20 protein-coding genes are annotated in these 19,923 nt (G+C 45.3%); 9 read left to right on the top strand and 11 right to left on the bottom strand.

Features of this window, described 5'->3' with window-relative positions:
* Window positions 1–3 precede the first annotated feature (3 nt).
* On the bottom strand, window positions 4–579 hold the full coding sequence (locus A6E01_RS04875; RefSeq protein ID WP_065209706.1) for a PepSY domain-containing protein: 576 nt from the start codon (window positions 577–579) through the stop codon (window positions 4–6).
* A 238-nt stretch (window positions 580–817) separates the two neighbouring features.
* Window positions 818–1,720, bottom strand: a complete 903-nt coding sequence (locus A6E01_RS04880) for a 1,4-dihydroxy-2-naphthoyl-CoA synthase (protein WP_065209707.1) — start codon at window positions 1,718–1,720, stop codon at window positions 818–820.
* Window positions 1,721–1,941: 221 nt separating this feature from the next.
* Here A6E01_RS04880 and A6E01_RS04885 point away from each other — a divergent pair, with 221 nt between their 5' ends.
* Together A6E01_RS04885 and A6E01_RS04890 are read left to right on the top strand one after the other, a co-directional pair.
* Window positions 1,942–3,378, top strand: coding sequence for a M48 family metalloprotease (locus tag A6E01_RS04885; RefSeq protein ID WP_237334498.1), 1,437 nt, complete (start codon window positions 1,942–1,944; stop codon window positions 3,376–3,378).
* 197 nt (window positions 3,379–3,575) lie between these two features.
* Entirely contained in the window at window positions 3,576–3,971 is a 396-nt protein-coding gene (locus tag A6E01_RS04890; RefSeq protein ID WP_017029707.1) for a DUF2391 family protein, read from the top strand.
* Between the two features lie 22 nt (window positions 3,972–3,993).
* On the opposite strand, the gene A6E01_RS04895 is transcribed toward A6E01_RS04890, so the two are convergent.
* From A6E01_RS04895 to A6E01_RS04910, 4 genes are read right to left on the bottom strand one after another with little or no spacing between them, the layout of a single operon-like run.
* On the bottom strand, window positions 3,994–4,752 hold the full coding sequence (locus tag A6E01_RS04895) for an iron ABC transporter ATP-binding protein (RefSeq protein ID WP_017029708.1): 759 nt from the start codon (window positions 4,750–4,752) through the stop codon (window positions 3,994–3,996).
* A 2-nt stretch (window positions 4,753–4,754) separates the two neighbouring features.
* Complete coding sequence (locus A6E01_RS04900; protein WP_065209709.1) at window positions 4,755–5,705, bottom strand: iron chelate uptake ABC transporter family permease subunit; 951 nt, start codon at window positions 5,703–5,705, stop codon at window positions 4,755–4,757.
* Window positions 5,698–6,654 carry an ABC transporter permease gene (locus A6E01_RS04905; protein WP_065209710.1) on the bottom strand — a complete coding sequence of 319 codons (957 nt, stop codon included), beginning with the start codon at window positions 6,652–6,654 and terminating at the stop codon, window positions 5,698–5,700. Before A6E01_RS04905 ends, A6E01_RS04900 begins: the two co-directional genes overlap by 8 nt.
* A 22-nt stretch (window positions 6,655–6,676) precedes the next feature.
* Window positions 6,677–7,597, bottom strand: a complete 921-nt coding sequence (locus A6E01_RS04910; RefSeq protein WP_206191626.1) for a siderophore ABC transporter substrate-binding protein — start codon at window positions 7,595–7,597, stop codon at window positions 6,677–6,679.
* A 105-nt stretch (window positions 7,598–7,702) separates the two neighbouring features.
* On the opposite strand from A6E01_RS04910, the gene A6E01_RS04915 reads away from it, so the two are divergent.
* Entirely contained in the window at window positions 7,703–8,641 is a 939-nt protein-coding gene (locus A6E01_RS04915) for a LysR substrate-binding domain-containing protein (RefSeq protein WP_017029712.1), read from the top strand.
* Window positions 8,642–8,787: 146 nt separating this feature from the next.
* Window positions 8,788–10,761 carry a TonB-dependent receptor domain-containing protein gene (locus A6E01_RS04920; protein ID WP_017029713.1) on the top strand — a complete coding sequence of 658 codons (1,974 nt, stop codon included), beginning with the start codon at window positions 8,788–8,790 and terminating at the stop codon, window positions 10,759–10,761.
* A gap of 81 nt (window positions 10,762–10,842) precedes the next feature.
* Here A6E01_RS04920 and A6E01_RS04925 read toward each other — a convergent pair whose 3' ends face one another.
* From A6E01_RS04925 to A6E01_RS04940, 4 genes are all read right to left on the bottom strand, one after another.
* Window positions 10,843–11,895 (bottom strand): DUF2955 domain-containing protein, encoded by a 1,053-nt coding sequence (locus A6E01_RS04925; RefSeq protein ID WP_017029714.1) that lies wholly within the window; start codon window positions 11,893–11,895, stop codon window positions 10,843–10,845.
* Window positions 11,885–13,060 carry an HlyD family secretion protein gene (locus tag A6E01_RS04930; RefSeq protein ID WP_017029715.1) on the bottom strand — a complete coding sequence of 392 codons (1,176 nt, stop codon included), beginning with the start codon at window positions 13,058–13,060 and terminating at the stop codon, window positions 11,885–11,887. Before A6E01_RS04930 ends, A6E01_RS04925 begins: the two co-directional genes overlap by 11 nt.
* A 103-nt stretch (window positions 13,061–13,163) precedes the next feature.
* The gene (locus tag A6E01_RS04935; protein ID WP_065209712.1) at window positions 13,164–14,312 is read right to left on the bottom strand and encodes a DUF481 domain-containing protein; all 1,149 of its coding nucleotides are present in this window, start codon (window positions 14,310–14,312) and stop codon (window positions 13,164–13,166) included.
* A gap of 97 nt (window positions 14,313–14,409) precedes the next feature.
* Window positions 14,410–14,679, bottom strand: coding sequence for a hypothetical protein (locus tag A6E01_RS04940; RefSeq protein WP_065209713.1), 270 nt, complete (start codon window positions 14,677–14,679; stop codon window positions 14,410–14,412).
* 220 nt (window positions 14,680–14,899) lie between these two features.
* On the opposite strand from A6E01_RS04940, the gene A6E01_RS04945 reads away from it, so the two are divergent.
* Window positions 14,900–15,316 carry a CBS domain-containing protein gene (locus tag A6E01_RS04945; protein ID WP_017029718.1) on the top strand — a complete coding sequence of 139 codons (417 nt, stop codon included), beginning with the start codon at window positions 14,900–14,902 and terminating at the stop codon, window positions 15,314–15,316.
* 225 nt (window positions 15,317–15,541) lie between these two features.
* Window positions 15,542–16,312, top strand: coding sequence for a uridine phosphorylase (udp, locus tag A6E01_RS04950; RefSeq protein ID WP_017029719.1), 771 nt, complete (start codon window positions 15,542–15,544; stop codon window positions 16,310–16,312).
* A 74-nt stretch (window positions 16,313–16,386) separates the two neighbouring features.
* On the opposite strand, the gene A6E01_RS04955 is transcribed toward udp, so the two are convergent.
* Window positions 16,387–17,547, bottom strand: coding sequence for a Card1-like endonuclease domain-containing protein (locus tag A6E01_RS04955; RefSeq protein ID WP_017029720.1), 1,161 nt, complete (start codon window positions 17,545–17,547; stop codon window positions 16,387–16,389).
* A gap of 224 nt (window positions 17,548–17,771) precedes the next feature.
* Here A6E01_RS04955 and hinT point away from each other — a divergent pair, with 224 nt between their 5' ends.
* The 3 genes from hinT to A6E01_RS04970 are packed head-to-tail and all read left to right on the top strand — an operon-like array spanning window position 17,772 to window position 19,914.
* On the top strand, window positions 17,772–18,122 hold the full coding sequence (hinT, locus tag A6E01_RS04960) for a purine nucleoside phosphoramidase (RefSeq protein ID WP_017029721.1): 351 nt from the start codon (window positions 17,772–17,774) through the stop codon (window positions 18,120–18,122).
* A 41-nt stretch (window positions 18,123–18,163) separates the two neighbouring features.
* Complete coding sequence (locus A6E01_RS04965) at window positions 18,164–19,525, top strand: COG3014 family protein (protein ID WP_170875133.1); 1,362 nt, start codon at window positions 18,164–18,166, stop codon at window positions 19,523–19,525.
* Window positions 19,525–19,914, top strand: coding sequence for a YcfL family putative periplasmic lipoprotein (locus A6E01_RS04970; protein WP_017029723.1), 390 nt, complete (start codon window positions 19,525–19,527; stop codon window positions 19,912–19,914). The genes A6E01_RS04965 and A6E01_RS04970 overlap by 1 nt, the downstream gene beginning before the upstream one ends.
* Window positions 19,915–19,923 lie beyond the last annotated feature (9 nt).

The raw sequence follows: 19,923 nt of genomic DNA on the forward strand, positions 1-19,923 counted from the left end.
TCCTTATTTATGCTTCTTGTTCTTCATTACTGGGATTTCTTCACCAGTAGCAACATTAATCAGAAGCTTTTGCTTGCCTTGCTCAGTGCTTGCTAGCTCGACCTCATAAAAGACGATGCCTTTTTTGCTTTCAAGTTCGACTTCTAAAGCCTTAGCTGAATATTTTTCTTCCAGCTCGGTCAGCTTTTTCAGAATATCAAACTCGGCCTTTTGTACTTGCTCAATAGCGTAGCGCTCATCGTCATCTAAGTCACTGAAACCAAGAGTGGTGAGGCTTTCAGATTGGTGTCTAAGTAGCGCACCATCTTGCACTGAGTAGCTCATCTTATGTTCAAAGCCTTCATTTAGGTCAACAACCTTAAATTTGTACGCGAACATAGTGTCTTTGTAGTCATCTAACTCTACCTCAGTAACCACTCCCGTTGAGATAGTGCGAACCTCTGGGGCTAAGTTCACTAGGGTGGCAGAGCCAGAGTTGATCGCCATTAGGCTTAGCGCTGCTTCTTGTTGGTCGTCTGCATGAACGAATGGCACAACAGCAAGAAGGCTGGCAAATAGTCCGGTTTTAAGTAGTTTCATGTTTGTTTTCCTCGGCTAGGTAGTCACTGTAAAATAATGAGCAAGGGCATGGGTGACAGAAAATAGAAACGCATAAGCTGTTGCACATACCAGTAGTCCGCGCTTGTTTTTATGTTTCACTTTCGTTTCACTCCATGTCTCTCGATATGCAATTACTATAAAAGACCGAGATAAACCCAAGATGGAGAGAAGATTAAATAAAATTAATCTTCTCAAAAGTTGTTAGTAGAAATCGCTATTAATAGTGCCAAGGGAACTTAGTGAAATCCTTCGCGCGTTTCTCAAGGAATGCATCGCGACCTTCTTGTGCTTCATCAGTACCGTAAGCTAGGCGAGTGGCTTCACCGGCAAACAGTTGCTGACCAACCAAACCATCATCAGGCAGGTTGAAACCATATTTCAGCATACGCATAGCAGTAGGGGATTTACTGTTGATTTCGGCTGCCCAGCGCAGTGCTTCTGTTTCAAGATCGATATGATCGATGACCTTGTTCACCATGCCCATGTCATAGGCTTCTTGAGCGGTGTAATCAAAGCCGCAGAAAAAGATCTCTCGAGCACGTTTTTGGCCAATCATTTTGGCCAGATAAGCGGAACCGTAACCAGAATCAAAGGACGCGACATCAGGATCGGTTTGCTTAAAGACAGCATGTTCTTTTGAGGCAAGTGTCAGGTCACACACTACATGCAAACTATGCCCACCACCCACGGCCCAGCCTGGAACGACGGCAATGACGACCTTTGGCATAAAGCGAATTAAACGCTGAACCTCTAGGATATGTAAGCGCCCCATACGTGCGACATCTGCTACGTTCTCGCCATCACCCTCGTATTTATAGCCATCTTTGCCACGAATACGTTGATCTCCACCAGAAGAAAAAGACCACTGGCCTTTTTTAGAAGGACCATTACCGGTCAATAATACACAGCCTACGTCTGACCACTGCCTTGCGTGATCAAGTGCGGTATACAGCTCGTCTACCGTTCTAGGGCGGAAGGCATTGAGGCAATCGGGGCGGTCAAAGGCTATGCGAACAGTTCCTTGGGTCTTACTTCGGTGATAGGTAATATCTTCGAAGTCAAAGCCGGGTACAGTTTCCCAAAGTTCGGGATTAAAAATAGATGAATTGGTGTCAGTCATGATAGTTCTCACTGGATGTTTCTAATAGGCTAGGAACTTGAATGGTGTCAGTCAATATGAGTCTATGATTTGTTTGGTTTTTTCGTTATTTGTGTCGTTAATTTCAGCAATGTCATGAGATTACTGCCAAGGATTTCGAAATAGTGGATTGAACAACTATCTTGATGATGAACTTTTGTTATTATCGAGAGATATGAAACAAAATGTTAAGCAAGGACGATATGAATTTTTTTGTAGAGAAGAATGTAGCGAGAACATTCATAGTTTCAGCGGTAGCACTTGGCTTGGCGGCATGTAGTGTCAGCACGGATTATGATAGAGAAGTTGGCGCGCAAAATGCGGCAGCGGTTGAAATGCAAATGGGCGTGTACGATAAAAATGAGATGGAAGCGTACGTACAGCAAATTGGTGCTCGTTTAGTCAGCCACATTGAAAACCCTGAATTTGAATTCCAGTTCAAGATCGTTGATGACGCCATCCCAAATGCCTTTGCGCTTCCTGGTGGCTACATCTTTGTATCACGTGGACTGCTTAGCCTAGTGAATAATGAAGATGAACTCGCCTGTGTAATGGCGCACGAGATTATCCACGTGACCGAGCGTCACTCTGTGAAACAGATGCAATCGAGCGTGCTTCCAGGTCTTGTTGAGCTGCCGGGTAATATTGTTGGGGGGGTTATCAACGAGGATCTCGGCGACCTTATTAATGCACCAATCACGACCAGCAATAGCTTGTTGATGGCAGGCTACAGTCGTGGCCATGAAAGTGACGCGGATAGACTCGGTATTCAACTGGCAGCCAAAGCGGGCTATAACCCTCTTGCGATGAACAGTATCTTGTTCCGTCTTAACCGAGCGGTAGAGATCCAAACCAAGCAAGAATCGGAAAAAAGCTATTTTGATTCTCACCCCTATACGCCAGATCGTGTATCCGACGTAAAAAAGGTAGCCAAAGATCTCAAGGTGGCTGAATTGGCACCAATCCACAAAGATTTCGTTTCTCAAATCGATGGCTTATTGGTTGGAGAAAATCCAGGTAAGGGGTTGTTTAGAGAGCAAACCTTTTTACAGCCTGATATGAAATTTGTTATCGACTTCCCTGAAGAGTGGCAAACCGTCAATCAAGCTGCCGCTGTAGCAGCGGTGGATAAAGAACAAGATGCAGCAGTTGTATTGAGTCTTGCGTCTAACGAGTTTAGTGCCAAAGAACATGCGCTTCGCTTCCAGAACGAGCTTAAGCGTCGCTATAACACGGAGCTAGATGTCGATGAGAAGAAACTGGACTGGGGCAATTCAATCTACAGTATCACCCTTACCAACGAGCAAAAGCAGGGCACCAGTTACATGACTCGCGGTTGGGTTAATCTAGGTATTGATACCTATCAGATCGTGACTATCTCTACCGAGGAGAAGCAGAAGGTTGCCAATGATAGCGCTAGCACTTTCCGTCCAATGACAGAGGAAGAATTGGCCTCTATTACTCAATTAGAGCTTAAGGTGGTTGATGCTAAGCAAGGCGAGACAATCGATACTGTGTATAAAGCAACGAACAGTAAGACCTCAGCCGAACTCTTAGCGGTAATGAACGCCGTTGATGAGACTGAAGCGCTTAAATCTGGAGATAAAGTGAAGGTCGTTGTTGAAGCGCCTTACAAGTAACTAGCGCATCAAAATAGCAAAAGAGAGGCACACAGCCTCTCTTTTTTTGCCTAAACAAATGCGAGATAACGAATTGATTTGTAAGTCACCTTTGTGCGTTAGCCTTGCAGCAACTAGCATTAATCCAGTTAATAAAATCAGGCCAACAGCGATAAAACGCATCGCTATTTGAGCCAATGGGCTATTGGAGAGAGTCGATGAAATTCAGCTTCAATATGGAGGATGCCAGTCAGGTATTTGTCGGAGCATTTGCTCTTGCGGTGCCTATTTCATTTTCTGAAGAGGCTTGGCGGTTAGGGGAAACCTTACCACTGGGAAACTTGATGATGTTGTTTGCATTATCGGTGATATTTCTAGGGGTGTTTACCTATCAGAGCGTGTTTCAAAAGAACGTTCGTCATCGGCTGTTTGTATTTCTGTTTCGTATCTTTATCGCCTACGTTATAACGGCGCTGGTGGTGAGTTTAGTGCTATTTTGTCTAGATAAGCTACCACTGCTCACTGACCCAATGACGTCACTAAAGCGTGTCATTGTCATTACCATGCCTGCATCAATGGGGGCGATTGTTGTGGATAGCTTTGATAAAGAGTAGCTATCCACAATGCATTATTTTGCTAGCTGTAATACAGGCAAATTTTCTGCCCGTTGGCTTCACTGATAGTAAAGTCTATCTCGTAAATCCCGCTGAGGGTTTCGGCATCAATCACTTGCTCAGTTTTACCTTGCACTATCACCTCTCCGAGTTTCATGGCGATGATGTTATCGGAATAAACCGATGCAAAGTTGATGTCGTGAATAACAATAACCACCGCTTTTCCAGATTCGTGAGCAAGCTTTTGCAGCGACTTCATGATGGCCACTGAATGCTTGATATCAAGGTTGTTTAGCGGTTCATCAAGGAAGATATAGTCCGTATCTTGCGCCACTACCATGGCAATAAAGGCCATTTGTCTTTGGCCACCGGAGAGTTGGTCTAGAAAGCGGTCTTGAATATCGATGATGTCGAGTTGCTTTAGAGCGCGGTCAATGATCTCTTCGTCAGTAAGGGTGAGTCGACCATTGCTGTGAGGAAAGCGACCAAAAGCAACCAATTCACGCACGGTAAAACGCATATTGATGTTATTGCTTTGACGCAGCACCGCTAGGCGTTTTGCCAATGCTTGAGTGTCCCATTGAGATAGGGGCTTTTCAGCGATTAACACTTGCCCAGCATCACTATCGGTCAGGCGACTTGCCATCGACAGTAATGTACTTTTTCCTGCGCCATTAGGGCCAATGATGCTGGTAACTTCACCAACCGGGAAGAGGGCGTCTGCATTATTAACAACGTATTTGTCGTTGTATTTCTTACTTAGTCCAGTAATTTTAATCATGGTTAGCTGATCTTGTTTCGTACGAGTAGGCTCAGGAAGTAACTTCCGCCGACAAAGTTAATAATAACGCTGATGGTGGTCTGAAAATCGAGTAAGTGCTCAACCAGCCACTGACCACTGATCAGTAGTGCAATAGAGACCACACAACTGCTAGCGATGAGAAATCGGTGCTGGAAACCGGTGAATATTTGCCGAGTCAGACTCACTACAATAAGGCCAAGAAACAGTACCGGACCCACTAGCGCCGTCGATATCGAGACTAGTAAGGTGGTAACGAACATGACTTTTTTAGTGAGCTTTGCAGTGTCTACACCTAGGCTTTTGGCGTTGTCCACACCCAGCCAAAGCACGTCCAGTTGCGAGGCATATCGATAGAGGTAGGCAATGCACGCCAATAAGGGAAGGGTGCACCAATACACTAATTCTGTGCTGACATTGTTGAAGCTGGCAAACATCGAATTTTGGATAGCGATAAACTCGTCAGGGTCTATCACCATAGTGAAAAAACCAGTGACACTATTAAATAAGCTGCCACACACCACGCCGATCAACAGTAGGGTAAAGATATTGGTTCTTTGCTTCTTGAAGTACAGTCCAAACAAGAATGTCGCCAATACCGCCATAATCGAAGTTGAAAGCACAAAATTGATCTTGGCGTCTGTGATCCAGAGGCTTAGTCCGCCGAAGCTTGCCACCAAGATCACTTGAATCATGATGTACAGCGCGTCGAAGCCGAGGATTGACGGGGTCAAAATTCGGTTATTAGTGACCGTCTGGAACACTAAGGACGAGGCGGCAATCGCCATGCCAGCTAATACGATGGCCAGCACCTTTGGTATGCGGCGTGACAGGAAGAACTGATAGTTGTCGACGGTCAGTCCTTTGCCAAGAAAGTAACCAATAAACAGTAAAGAGAACCCTAGGATGAGGGCAAGTTTGGTCGAATCACGCATTGCTCTTATCCTTCAATATTAGGTGGATGAAGACCACACCGCCCAAGATGCTGATCACCATTGAAATAGGGATTTCATAAGGGAATAAGATCACTCGCCCTAACACATCGCAGGCCAGCACTAGCATGATCCCGGTATACGCTGTCCATGGCAGATTCTTGCGCATATTATCGCCAACAAACATAGACACCAGGTTGGGAACAATCAGCCCAAGGAAGGGGATGACGCCCACAATCATGACTACTGATGAAGAAAGTACGGCCACCAACAACACGCCGATAAAGACGATTTTTTGATAGTTCAGACCAATGTTTTTCGCAAAGCTTTCGCCAATACTGGCCGCGCTAAACTGGCTGGCAAACCCATATGCAAGCAAGGATGCAGGTATGGCTAAGTAGAGAAACTCGTAGTTGCCCTGCAGTACAGAGGCAAAATTCGCCACTGTCCAAGACGACATGCTCTGCACTAGGTCATATTTATAAGCAACAAATGTGGTTAGCGCCGAGATGACGTTGCCGTACATGATGCCGATAAGAGGCACTAGCATGGCATTCTTGAATTTCAGACTCTGCAAGAAGCGGACGAAGACTAGAGTACCGATTACTGAGAAGGTGAAAATAAGCGCAAGGTGCGCCCAGCCGCTGATATCGGAGAAAACCACTAGGCTCAATACATAGCCCAATAGTGCACAGTCTATGGTGCCGGTGGTTGAGGGAGCGGCAAAGCGGTTTTGCACGATTTGCTGCATGATGAGACCGGCAATACTCAGGCCAGCCCCTGCAAGGCAAATAGCAATGAGACGTGGAAGTCGGCTCTCAAATAGGATGTGCCAAGCGTGACTGTCTCCCTCAATCAGAGCAGACAAGTTCATGCTGGCAACGCCAATAAACAAAGAGGCTGACCCTAATACAATTAAGGCCAGCGCAGACAGATAGTGATGTACTTTCATCTGATTAGTCGTTTAGAACCTACTACAGAACAGATTCAACATCATCAATCATGATGTGTGTTGCTTTATATCCGCCAGCACTTAGGTACCAAGCTGCTGGGTCCATAAAGACCACCTTTTCATGCTTATAGGCAGGAGTGCTATGCACTAGGGCATTATCAAATAGGGCTTGCGCACGGCCGTTACTGGTGCCAATAGCTTGTTCTCTATCGAGAATAATCATTGCGTCAGGTTTCGCTTGAGCAATGTATTCAAAGGAGATGAGATTTCCGTGAGGACCTGTCGGTTTGGTCGATGGCGCGCTTGCTGATTTAAAGCCAAAGTCTTCAAATATGATTGAGAAGCGACTCTGCTCACCATACATGGCCAGATTGTTGCCATTGTTCATCACAGCCAAAGTACGAAGGTTTTCTTTGCTTGCTAGGGCATGAACGTTTTGCATTCTTTCATCGGTATTCTTGATAAGCGACTCAGCGATGTCTTGCTTATCAAAAATGTCACCCAAAACACGCCAATGGTGCTGAGTAGTCTTCCAATAGTCTTTGTTATCGATCTGGAACAGGTAGGTCGGTGCAATCTGGCTTAGTTCTTTATACATTGCCGCCTGACGACCTTCGGCAATGATGATGTCCGGCTTAAGCATGTAGATGCTCTCAAAGTTTGGCTCTTTCAGAGAGCCAACCGTTTCATATTCGTTCCCTGCATATTGAGAGATAAAGTGTGGAAGCAGAGGCTTTACAACACCAACAGGCTTAACGCCTAATTCATCCAGAATATCTAGGCTACCATGGCCCAAAACCACCACACGCTTTGGTGTTTGATTAATTTCGATAGTTCCCATTGTGTGGGTGATTTCTTTAGCTTGAATCGCTTGTGGTAAAAGGACTGAGCAAAGAACGGATAAGGAGGTCACTAGATGCTTTATGGTTTTATTTTTTAACATAGTGCTAATATCACAACCTGTTTAATTACAAATGAGAATTAATTTCAATTGACATAAGTTATCAAATGCATAAAATCCGTCAAATATATATTTGGAATAATCACTATGCGCATATTGAATACTGGCCAGTTAGATCTGAACCTGCTGGTGGTACTAAAGCAACTCCTTGAAGAGAAACATGTTTCCAACACGGCACTGTCCTTGGGAATGAGTCAGCCAGCAGTAAGCCGCGCTCTACATAAACTGCGAGTCGTGTTTAACGATGAACTTCTTATTCGTTCAGGTGAAGGCTATCAGATTACTGAGCGAGGCAAGGTGCTGCAATCGGAACTGGATCAGGTACTGCAAGGACTGGAAACCTTGATGCAAGGGGACAGTTTTGATCCCGCCTCTTCAACCAAGACCATCAAGCTATTTGCTCTGGTGCCTCAAGCTACGGCGCTTGTCCCTAAGTTGTTTTCTGAGCTGAGAGAGCGTGCACCCAATATGAATATGGCCGTAGATACCGTACCACAACATCACTTTTCAGGATTAGAAAGTGGTGATGTGCACTTTGTCATGAGTACAGCGCAGCCTGACTATCGCCAGCAAAATCTCTATCGCTTGCCAATCCAAAAACGAGACTTTCGCTTATTGATGAGTGAAACTCATCCTTTGGCCAGTAAAGAAACGTTAGAGGTTGATGATCTATTAACCGCCTCAATGGGGCGCATTTCTTTGTATGGAGATACGCGCTTTAATCTGCAAACTCGATTGAGAGAAAAGGGTTACCTAGGACGAGACGAGTCTCTGAATGTGCCTATTTCTTTAACCAATTTTAACCTTGCCGCCTCTATTGCAGAAAGTAGTGATGTCATCTTCCATTTACCGACTCCCTACGCTAAGCAAGTTGCCAAGACTGGAAAGCTGATTCTAAAAGAGGTGCCTGAAGATATACGCTCAGACAAAGAGCAGGTCTATGTGTATTGGCACAAACGCTTTCAAAACGACGGTATGTGCACTTGGTTCAGAGAGTTAATCAAAGAAGTGTATAGCGTGAGCTAAAGGGATAGTCTGATTATTGCGCACTATTCATAAGCTGAATACTAACAATTCACCTTATGAATTCGGTTGTGTTTGTTAACTATAGCCACTGTCGAGTATGTTAATGCGAAACATTATCATTACTATTACACAAAACAGTGGTATCCATGTCAACTCGCACCAAAGTCTCTACTGCCATACTCGCCGTTCTTTCTTCTTCGGCTTACGCTAACGAAGCGATTGAAACTGATGAGCAAATGGTTGTTACAGCAACACATACAGAAACATCCGTTATTGAAGCGCCAGCGACCATCTCTGTAATCACAGAAGAAGAGTTGATGGCAGAACCTGGCACAGCCCTTAATGATCTTGTTAAGAATATCGCAGGTGTTGAGAGCCAAGTGGATGGTGGGCGTGCTGGTAGAGAGATGATCTCTATTCGTGGTATGGACTCAAAGTTCACCATGATCCTGATTAATGGTCGAAAAATCAGCTCTTCGAATGCTATTTTCCGTGGGAATGACTTTGACCTATCAACGATTCCAAAAGAAAGCATTCAACGCATCGAAGTGATCCGTGGCCCAATGTCGGCACTGTATGGTTCTGAGGCCCTTGGCGGCGTGATCAACGTGATTACTAAGAAACCGGATAACGAATGGCGTACTCAGTTTAATGCTGACTATGGCTACAGAGACGATGATGATGGCGGTGAGTACTCAACCGGCCTTTACACCTCTGGTGCACTGATTGACGATACCTTATTTATGTCCTTTTCTGTCAGTCAAAGTGCTCGTGATGCTTGGAACCCTTATACAGGGACAGCAACAGGCAGCAACGGTGACTACGACCGCTCTGAGGCTACCGCCCTTGAAGAGCGTGATACGCTGGCAGTGACGGGTGGCTTGTTGTGGTACATCAACCAAGACCATGACCTATCATTTGATTTCACCTATTCTGACGATGACCGCGAGGGCATTATTGAATCAACCTCAGGCTTAACCGAATCAGATCAGCGTGTTAAGCGTGACACCCAAGCAATTACCTACAATGGTGTATGGGATTGGGGTGACAGCTTACTCCGCTATAATCGTGATGCGGTAGTCAGTAAGGATAACTACAACAGCAAGAACACGACTCTAGGCTACTACGATATCGATGAGGTCAATCACTCAGTTGATGGTCACGCGACCACCTACTGGGGCGATCATACGGTGACATCGGGTGCAGACTGGAACTATTCTGAGCTAAACAATCCAGATAGCTTAACCGAAACCGGTACTGCAAGCGTTAACCAATATGCTCTATTTGTGCAGGATCAATGGGCATTTGCTGATGACTATACCTTCACCTATGGTACCCGTGTGGACATGCATGATGACTTTGGCGCACATTGGAGCCCAAGGGCTTACCTAGTGAACAACTTCAGTGACAAGATCACGATTAAGGGTGGTGTGGGCACGGCATTTAATGCACCAACACTGCTACAGTTGTCAGAAGAAAACATCATCAATAGCTGTAAAGGCAGCTGTCAGGTCGTGGGTAACCCAGACTTGGATCCTGAAACCAGTGTCAGCTATGAAGCTTCTGTGGCTTATGTAGAGACCAACTGGCAGATTGAAACAGGCGTATTCCGCAACGAAATCAAGAACCTAATTGATCAAGACCGTGATAATCCAGTTGGCAGCATCAATGGTCAGGATATCTATACCTACAAGAATATTGATGAAGCGGTTATCCAAGGGTTTGAGTTTACGGCAAGCTACGAGATCATCGAATCTGTGAACCTTCGTGGTAACTACACCTTCCTTGATACAGAAGACAAAACCACTAATGAATCCCTAGAAGATCGTCCTGATCATGCAGCGATGGCGCGACTTGGTTGGGCTGTGAATAATGATCTTGATACCTTCGTGCGAGTGAATTACACCGGTGAAACGATTATCTCTAACGACGATAATGTCTCACGCCCTTCCTATGTGACGGCTGATCTAGGTGTGAACTACTCGATTCATCAACAGTTTAGACTGCGTGCAGGCGTGAATAACCTAACGGATGAGCGCTTTGATGAAGTGGAAGTAACTTCTCGCGGTTATGCCATCGACCCAAGAACTTGGTATGTGGGTATGACAGCGGATTTCTAAACTTTTGCTCTAGTTTCGCTCTCATTAAAAAAGCCAACAACTGTTTTCAGTTGTTGGCTTTTTGCGTTATTGGCTTTGTTTTTAGGCGGTTTTCTTTTTATTGAACACAAAGGCGTCCAACACCCGTAGCGCGACAATAACGTACAGAATCGCTAGGGAGATGAAGAAGATTCGAGAATTCAACGCACTGATAAAGTCGGAGTCGGCTCCCATATTACCGTTGATTAAAACAATGATACAGGTCATCGCTGAGCCGTAATATTTGCCTCTTGGGTTGGATGAGAAGATGTTCATTCCCATAAATAGCGCGATTCCAAACATCAAGATGATGAAGAACTGAAATAGCGGCACTGCCACTAAACCCCAGTAGAACACGAAGGCTATTAAGCCACCCAAAATGGTAGAGATAAGAGAGTTACGCCCTGCTTCTTTACCGGCGCTAAGCTCGGGTTTAAGGGTAAACATTGCCGCAAAAATCATGGTTAGCAGTAAATCGGTGCGAGCAAAGGTGATACAAAATGCCACGATCGGGAAGGCCACTAAGGTGCTTTTTAAAGCAAATTGAGCGGCTACCGGTGAGTAGACATTTTTAAATGGCGCAGGTGAGGGCAAGGTGACCTTATTCGTATCAGGCAAAATAAAATGCAACACAAAAACGAACAGCATTGCCGCCCATGCTGAACCGACAAATCCTAATGAAAACCCAATGGCCAAACCCTCAGACATATAGGTAAGCATAGGTAGGATCAACATTGAGAACATGGTCATTAGAGTGAGCCAGAACGACCCGCCTCGGTTGATATAGTAATAGATGTTGAACAAGGCCATGAACATTAAGATCAAGAAGATGACTGGGAACTTGATCAATACTACAGAGAAAAACAGGCCAAAACAGAAGCCCTTTACCGTGTTCAATAGCCCAACACCCAGTTGCTTTGGCGTCATTTGAGGCACAGGCATTGATAACAACAATGTGGCGAAAATAGGGAACAAGAATGCCAATGGCCAGTTGAAGATGTAGGCGATCGCAGCAGAGACCGCGACTCCTACTGCAAATCGAAGCTGTCGCACCATGGTTGCATCTTGCAATGCAACCTGGATGCTAAAGCGTGGAGTGTCGCTCTTAGTAGACATAAGAGATCCAGCTCAACAGGCGGATATAGACCTTCGCAATACCATTTAATATAAAGTTATCGCTGGTATAAAACTGTACGTCAGCTTGACCACCTACGCGGCGAAGTCCCTTTGGCAGCTCTTCATCAAAAGAGATCACCACTGGGAAACGTTGCGGATCGCGAAGCCAGCCAGAGCCAGAATTTACTGTAACCAACCCGCCAACAGCATCCGTAGAGCCACTTGCAACAGCAAAGCCGATACTGCGTACTTTTCCTTTGTAGATTTTCCCCGGAGTAATGTCTAAAGAAATGTCCACGGGATCGCCAATCTTCAAATTTGCGAGGTTGTTTTCTTTAAGGTTTGCTTCAATCCAAGAATCGTCGGCATCGATGAAGGTCATTACTGGCGCGCCGGGATTGGCGTAGTAACCCACATCCACCTGCAAGTTAGTGATGCCACCGTTAGTCGGAGCAAGTACGCGGGTTCTACTGAGATCTAATTGTGTCTGTTTGAGTTTCGCTACTGCGGTTCTTACCCTAGGGTTTGCCGCCCCTTCAGGGCCAAGAGACTGTTTGGCTTTATCAAGGTTTGCTTCGGCGCTGCGAACTTGTGCTTTAGCTTGCTTAATTGCAGCTCGCGCTTTATCGCCATCAGATTTGGAGTAAAGCTTGCGCTGCTCTAGCTCGAAAACACGTGCGCTTTGCACATTGACGTGCTCTAGATTTGTTTGAGCCTCAACCAGACCTGCTTGGGCTGTGACGACACTTGCCATCCCTGCGCCAATTTCTTGGCCGGCGATTTCTAACTCCGATTCTGCCAGTTCGACACTGAGCTCATAATCAGCAGGGTCAATACGGAAGAGCTGCGAGCCACGCTCAATGACATCGTCTTGGGCAACATTAACTTCTAGTATCTTGCCTGAAACTTGAGGAATGATAGGGATCACATAGGCTTGAACGCGAGCCTCATCCGTCCAAGGCGTATGTCTGTCGGCAAATAAGTACCAAACAAAGATAAGACCAACAACGATAAAGACATTGCGCGTGATTTTCTTCACTGGGTCATGGATTTCTTCTGCAGGTGTCTCTGGCGCTTGAGCCGCTTCTTTCTCCGTCGCAGGTTGAGCCTCGGCTTCCGGTTGTGTTTTTTCGGCTTCGGTTTGATTTTCTTTGTTGTCGCTCATTGTTACCTCTGACATCCATTTTCAGGTAAGTATCACGTTATTGAATTGTGAAATATCGTTACATTTTATGTGCTTATCATGCTGTTGTATAGCACTTGCGAGCTTAAAATTCGTATTCGATGCCGACGGTGAATACAACATCGGTGGCTTCTGGTTGAATTCCATCTTCATCGGCGATGGGGTCAATGGTGTTGTCGATAACGGTAATCAGCTCCAAGTCAAAGTCGTCGATGAGCTCGATATCAAATCCAGTCTCAATACGTTGGATAAAGCTACCCGATTCCCGATTCACCACCTTGCCATCGTAAACCAGGAAGAATTCGATATCTGAGGTGATGTCATATTCAAAATCAAAACCAAAGGCGAGCACAGGAGAGAACACCTTGTCATCCTCATCGGCCTCGACATTCACAAAGCGAGTGTACTGAACGCTTGGGCCGGCATAGACTTCTAAATCCATGCCCTTGATGTCGATGACCTCATAGCCGACCGCAACACCCAATGAGGTCTGATGGTCGATGTTTCTAAATTCATCGAGAATGAGGTCGTAGCTGGGCAGGGTGAAATACAGTTTCTTCGAGTAGTAAAGATCGTATTTAGCGGTAAAGCGATGATTGTCTTCTGTGGTTATACTGGTGCCGTTGACTTCCTCGCGAACCTCTTCGTAGACGCCTCTGTAGGTGACGTTAAAGCGCCCAGAAGTAATCAGATAACGGAGATCACCGGCAATATAATAATCGAAGCTTTCAGTGTTCCCGGATTTAAAGTTTAATCCAGCACTAAGTTCTCCAGTCCATAAGCTTTCACCACTTTTCTCTGATGGTGAAATAGACAGTATGTTCTCTCTTGGATAGGTGACCGAAGGCAGCTCCATGAGATAGACGTTCTCTTCATCAATGACAATATGGCCTTCAATGATGGTGCCATCAAGAAAACGAAGTTGCATGATGTCTTTGGTTCTTAGCTCCTTGATGTCCTTCATCTTTACTTTGTGAACACCCACTTCATCACTATCAAACTCGACTCTTTCGTCGTACATGGCAATGATGTCACCTCCGAGCAGTTCGCCCTTGTGGACGAGTAGCCAATCAAACTTTGTGGGCACAGAGGGTATTTCAATAAACCAAGCAGGAGCAGTCAGTTCCGGCTTTTCGCTAGTTGAGTCTAGCTCTGACTCAGCGAAGCAGGTAAAAGGGAGGGCAATGGCGCAGAAAGCGACGCTAATTTTCTGTTTGTGAGACGTCATTGTCATAATGAAACCAAATCCTTGTGTTCCATTAAAATTAGACCATTTCTCGTTAAAAAACAGTGAGTTTGTGAAATAGCTTTAAGCAATTATGCGAGAGAGGTTATTTTACTCTCATCAGTTGGTGCTCAGCATGTGAAAACTTAAAAACACGAACTTGTGACGGCTTCATTTTCTCAACGGTTTCAAGCATCTCTTGCGTGTAGTCTCTGCGTTTCATCCATTCTAGGTCTTCCTTAAAGTTGTCCTCACATATGACAAAGGACTCGTCCCTAAAGCGGCTTTCTTTAACGTGGACAACCCAAACCCTAGATTGAAACTCACTGACCTCTGAAAGCCACTTTTTAGCGGAAGAAAATATTTGGTTCAACATGATATAGGGCCCTAGAAAACAGCGTATAAGAATAACAGATTTCGCTTTTGTAACCACATTGAGATGTACGGCACCAAAGTGCCTTTTGAAGCACTCATTTATCTTCAGAGTTTGATGAAAGACAGAGGTTATTACTGAAATAGGTAAAAACAATTTAGTAAATTCTCAAATTTGGTCGACACTTAACAGGTAGAGTGACGTTGTGTGGAAGGAGTCCAGAATGCAGTCATTAAAAGTTAAAGATTATATGAACCATCAAGCAGTTACATTTACCCCAGGTATGTCATTGTCTGCAGCACTGGAAAAAGTTTTACACTCCGCGCATGTGGGCGGGCCGGTAATTAATGAACAAGAAGAGGTAGTGGGATTCTTATCGGAGCAAGACTTACTCGATAAGTTGATCAAGGTGAGTTATCACTGCCAAGATACGCATATTGTCAGCGACTGTATGTACAAAGACGTGCTTTCAGTCACCCCTGAAACCTCGATCATAGATTTAGCGTCGATGATGCAAGTAGGTAAACCTAAGGTGTACCCAGTGATTGATAATGGAAAACTGGTGGGTATTATTTCACGCAGTGACGTGCTTAAGGCGGTAGGTGCATCTATTGACTTGTGCTTTAAAAACCCAATCTAATCGTTAAAATGTTTTGTGTATTTCAGTTAAGCCTCGATTATTCGAGGCTTTTTTCGTTTTGGAGCGCGAGATTAGGCTTTTGTTATTCTAGAATGTGATAGCAACCGTTTAACCTTGAAACCACTCCAACAAGGTAATTGAAAATCGTGACCATGCTCACAATTGGTCGTGATTATATTGTCTAGAGTAGTCGCTAAATAATGACCACATTAGAAGGGTATTGTGATGACAACTGAACAAAACGTGTTTCACTTGGGTGTAAATAAAACTGATCTGCAGGGCGCAACACTGGCCATTATTCCGGGTGATCCGGACCGTGTGAAGCGTATCGCTGAATGTATGGACAACCCAGTGTTTCTCGCCAGTCATCGGGAATACACTGTCTATCTGGCTGATCTTGCGGGTAAAAAAGTAGTGGTGTGCTCTACGGGTATCGGCGGACCATCCACCTCTATTGCAGTAGAAGAGTTGGCTCAGCTTGGCGTAGATACATTTTTGAGAGTGGGAACAACGGGCGCCATTCAGCCACATGTGAATGTGGGGGATATGATTGTCACCACAGGTTCTGTGCGTCTAGACGGTGCTAGCTTACATTTCGCTCCAATGGAGTTTCCTGCGGTAGCCGATTTCAATATCGCTCTGGCGATGAAGGAAGCGGCACTTAGTGAGAAAGCCACTGTGCATACGGGCGTAACAGCATCGAGTGATACCTTCTACCCAGGTCAGGAACGCTACGACACCTTTAGCGGTCGCGTAGTTAAGCGATTCCAAGGGTCGATGCAAGAATGGCAGGACATGGGGGTGTTAAACTTTGAGATGGAGTCTGCGACCTTACTGACTATGTGTGCAAGTTCAGGACTTCGAGCGGGTTGTGTTGCCGGGGTTATTATCAATCGAACGCAGCAAGAGATCCCTGATCAATCGAAGATGAAAGAGATTGAAGGGCTATCCATTCGCACTGTAGTGGAAGCGGCAAGACGTGTACTTGAGTCTTAATCTGAAGCTTAATTGATTAAAAAAGGCCTGACTTCGGTAGAATATCGAACTCAGGCCTTTTACTTTTTGAGGGATTAGATCAGGTCGGTTCCACCTGCTTTAATTAACCATTCTCGCAAATGGCTTCTCAAATCTTTCAGCTCTTCAGGGCCAATCAAACCCAGCCCTAGATCCATCGCTCGGGTAATGTCGTTATAGCGCAGCGGTCTGAAGCTAACGAGCATTGCTCTCGCTTGTAATCCACCAAGCAGATCACGCAGGGATTCGAGCTTGTAGAGCGTATCGTCACCATCATCACGCATACCCTTGGTCTTACACTCAATGATATGCAGTTTGTTGTTCACAACAGTGGCGACATCCAATTCATTGCGAACCTCTTTTTCGCCAATCTTACGCGTTACTTGAACATTCAAAGAACAGTCTTGGATAGTGGTCAATTCTTGCTGTACAGATTTTACCTGAGTATGCACATAAGACTCTAACCATTCACCGTTAGAGAAGCGCCTTGCTTGCTCGGAGCGGAAGGTTAGAACACCGTTGCTGTATGCGGCTAGTTCAGAATCCACTAAATCTTGAAGCAGGATATTAAGCTCGCGATAACCTTGCTGCTTTTCAGATAGCGCCACATCAAGCTTTTGCTCTTTGCGGCAGGTGGTGGCTAAGAAATTCAGTGTGGCAAGACCAGGGCCAAGCTCCAGGGCGTTACTTGCCCACTTTTCACAGATCTTAAGCAGCGTATCGTCAATTTGGATAGCATCATTAGGATCTGGGAACTCAGATTGAGCACCGAAGATAGTCAGGTAATCAGCAATGGTAATATGGTCTTGTACCTGTGCGTCTTGTAGCCCATCGGGGTACAACCAACTTAGGCTATCGGTGTTGGGCTCAACCACAAAAATAGGCCATCTGTAGCTGCGCACGACTTCATAGACTGAGAGTAAACGGTGGCGAAGTCCGCAGCTTGCGTTAAGTTTGATTTCTTCACCCGTGAGCTTTAAGCGCTCAGCCAACAGGGTGATCTCTTTTTTAATGATGGCAGTGTTGGAGACGTTGGGGATTTCAAAAAACTCACTCTTAATGCCGCGCATACCAAGTACAATGCTCAGTTTATCGAACATAGGTTTTTGAGAGGAATCGCCTATAAAGATCGTATGACGACTTGAGGCTCTATCATCGAGTAAAGGGGTGACCAGTCTGATCGGGTCTTTGTCGATAATACCAATTTGAATTGGCATAAGGGGTCCTTCTTTTAATTGTTATAAGATTCGTCGGAACGAATGCAACCGACATCTTATCTCTATAGATAGCGAGGATGTCTAAAAATTACAATTGCTTACACTAATCTTAGTTTCCAATTTTGAAAAGGTACTCCTTTATTATTTTACGCCTTAGGAAGTTTGCTTTTATCTAGGTAATGATACAATCTTGATAAAACTAAGGAACGGGCTAGAGAAATACCATGGCTGAAGAAACTATTTTTAGTAAAATCATACGTCAAGAGATACAAACCGAGCTGACATACCAAGACGACTTGGTTACTGCTTTTCGCGACATTAATCCGCGAGCGCCTTCGCACATTTTGATTGTGCCAAATCATGTTATCCCAACCGTAAACGACGCGACTGAAGAAGACGAACGTGCATTAGGCCGTATGTTTACTGTTGCAGCAAAAATCGCAAAAGAAGAAGGTATTGCAGAAGATGGCTATCGCCTTATTGTGAACTGCAACTCTTTTGGCGGCCAAGAGGTTTATCATATCCATATGCACCTTGTCGGTGGCAAGCCATTAGGACCAATGTTGGTTAGTTAATGCAGCCAGTGAATAAATCGATACGATTTTGTTTGATTGTAATGAGCAGCGCAGTGATTACTGCCTGCTCTTCTCTTTCTGCCGGTAACTTGTTCAGTCACTACACCGCTCAAAACAAATCAGTTCATCAAGCACTGCAAGCCGGTGACTATGTAACGGCGCAGGAAAAGCTTCCTGATTATCGCGCTGGCGACATTCTGGATAATATGGAAAAAGGGCGCGTTAATTTCTTAGCCTCCACTTATCCTGCCAGTAAAGCATCTTTTGAGTTAAGTGATAGAGCGGTACGTGAATGGCAAGATCAAGCACTGATTTCTGTTAGCGATACGGCAACGAGTGTTGGCGCCTTGGCGGTCAATGACAATATCACCAATTATGAGCCTGCCGACTATGAACTGGGTTTTTTGCACTTATATCTGGGGTTAAATTACATCCAGATTAACAGTCTTGAAGGGGCGTTGGTCGAGATGCGCCGTGCCAATCAAGTGCAAGAGCGTGCGAAGCAGCAAAGAGAGTCTGATCTTAAGTCAGCGGAAGCTGATTTGAAGAAAAGTGGCTTGAGCCCGAACTTGGGGAGCGTATTGTCTCGTTATCCAGATGCGGGTGATAAGCTAAAAGCGGTTCAAAATGGCTATTTGTTGTATCTGTCAGCGTTGCTTTATGAGACGCAAGGCGACCCTAACAGTGCCTATGTCGACTATCGCCGTGCGCTCGCCGTAGCGCCTGATAACAGACAAGTTATAGACGGAGCGCTTAGAGTGGCAACCCTATTGGGTATGCGACAAGACTTAGAGCTTCTCACTAAACAATATGGCCCTTATCAACCCTTACCTAAAGGCGAGGGACGCGTGATCATCCTCGATGAGCGAGGGGTGGTTAAGGCGATGGATGATTGGCGAATCACGATTCCTGTTAGAGATAGTCGTGGCGATGTTGGTTTCTATTCGGTTGCTTTGCCGTATTACAATAATAATGCAGGTCAACGATTTGGTGCGTTACAGCTGGACGGTAAAGGGCTTGTTGGCGACGAATTGGTCGATGTTAATCTCATGGCCAGCAATCAGCTAACAGAGCAGATGCCAAAGATTTTAGTGCGTCAGGTATTACGCACAGTAACAAAAGACCGGTTGCGTAAAGAGACCGCAAGCGGTAATGATGTGGGCAACGCTTTGTTCAACGTTTTTAATACCCTAACCGAACAGCCAGACACTCGCAGTTGGCAATCGCTGCCTGCAGAGGTGTACAGTTCAGGTGCTACACTAGAAGTAGGAACGCACCAGTTAACTGTGGCAGGGAAGAGCCATGAGTTTTCTGTACGAGAAGGTGAGACTACCTTAGTATGGCTATCAAGACAGGGTAGTAACGTGACAATATGGCACAAACAATTGGGAGCGATACAATAATGAAAAAACTGGCGCTACTGTTCGTGGCTCTTGTAGCATTGGCAGGCTGTTCTCAAAACACCGCAGGCTTGAGAGTGGATGGAAAGAGTCAAAAGGTACTCTTTGGCGATAACGTCTTGGGCAGTCGCCTTGTCGTTGATGATATTGCGACGGTAGAAAAAGAAGACCGCACTAGAGGCATAGTGACGGTGAGCAGCACTTATAAGGCTGATTTACGTATCCAATATCGCTTTTATTGGTATGACGACAATGGGCTAGAAGTAAATACCAAGCCTTCTGCTTGGAGACAAGATGTAGTGAGAGGTTTCGAAACTCGAACCTTCTCTGAAGTTTCAATCCATCCGGAAGGGACTCAGTTTAGAGTGCAAATCCGAGAGTCGGACAACTAAGGAAATAAG

This window comes from Vibrio breoganii, assembly GCF_001677275.1.
Taxonomy (GTDB): domain Bacteria; phylum Pseudomonadota; class Gammaproteobacteria; order Enterobacterales; family Vibrionaceae; genus Vibrio; species Vibrio breoganii.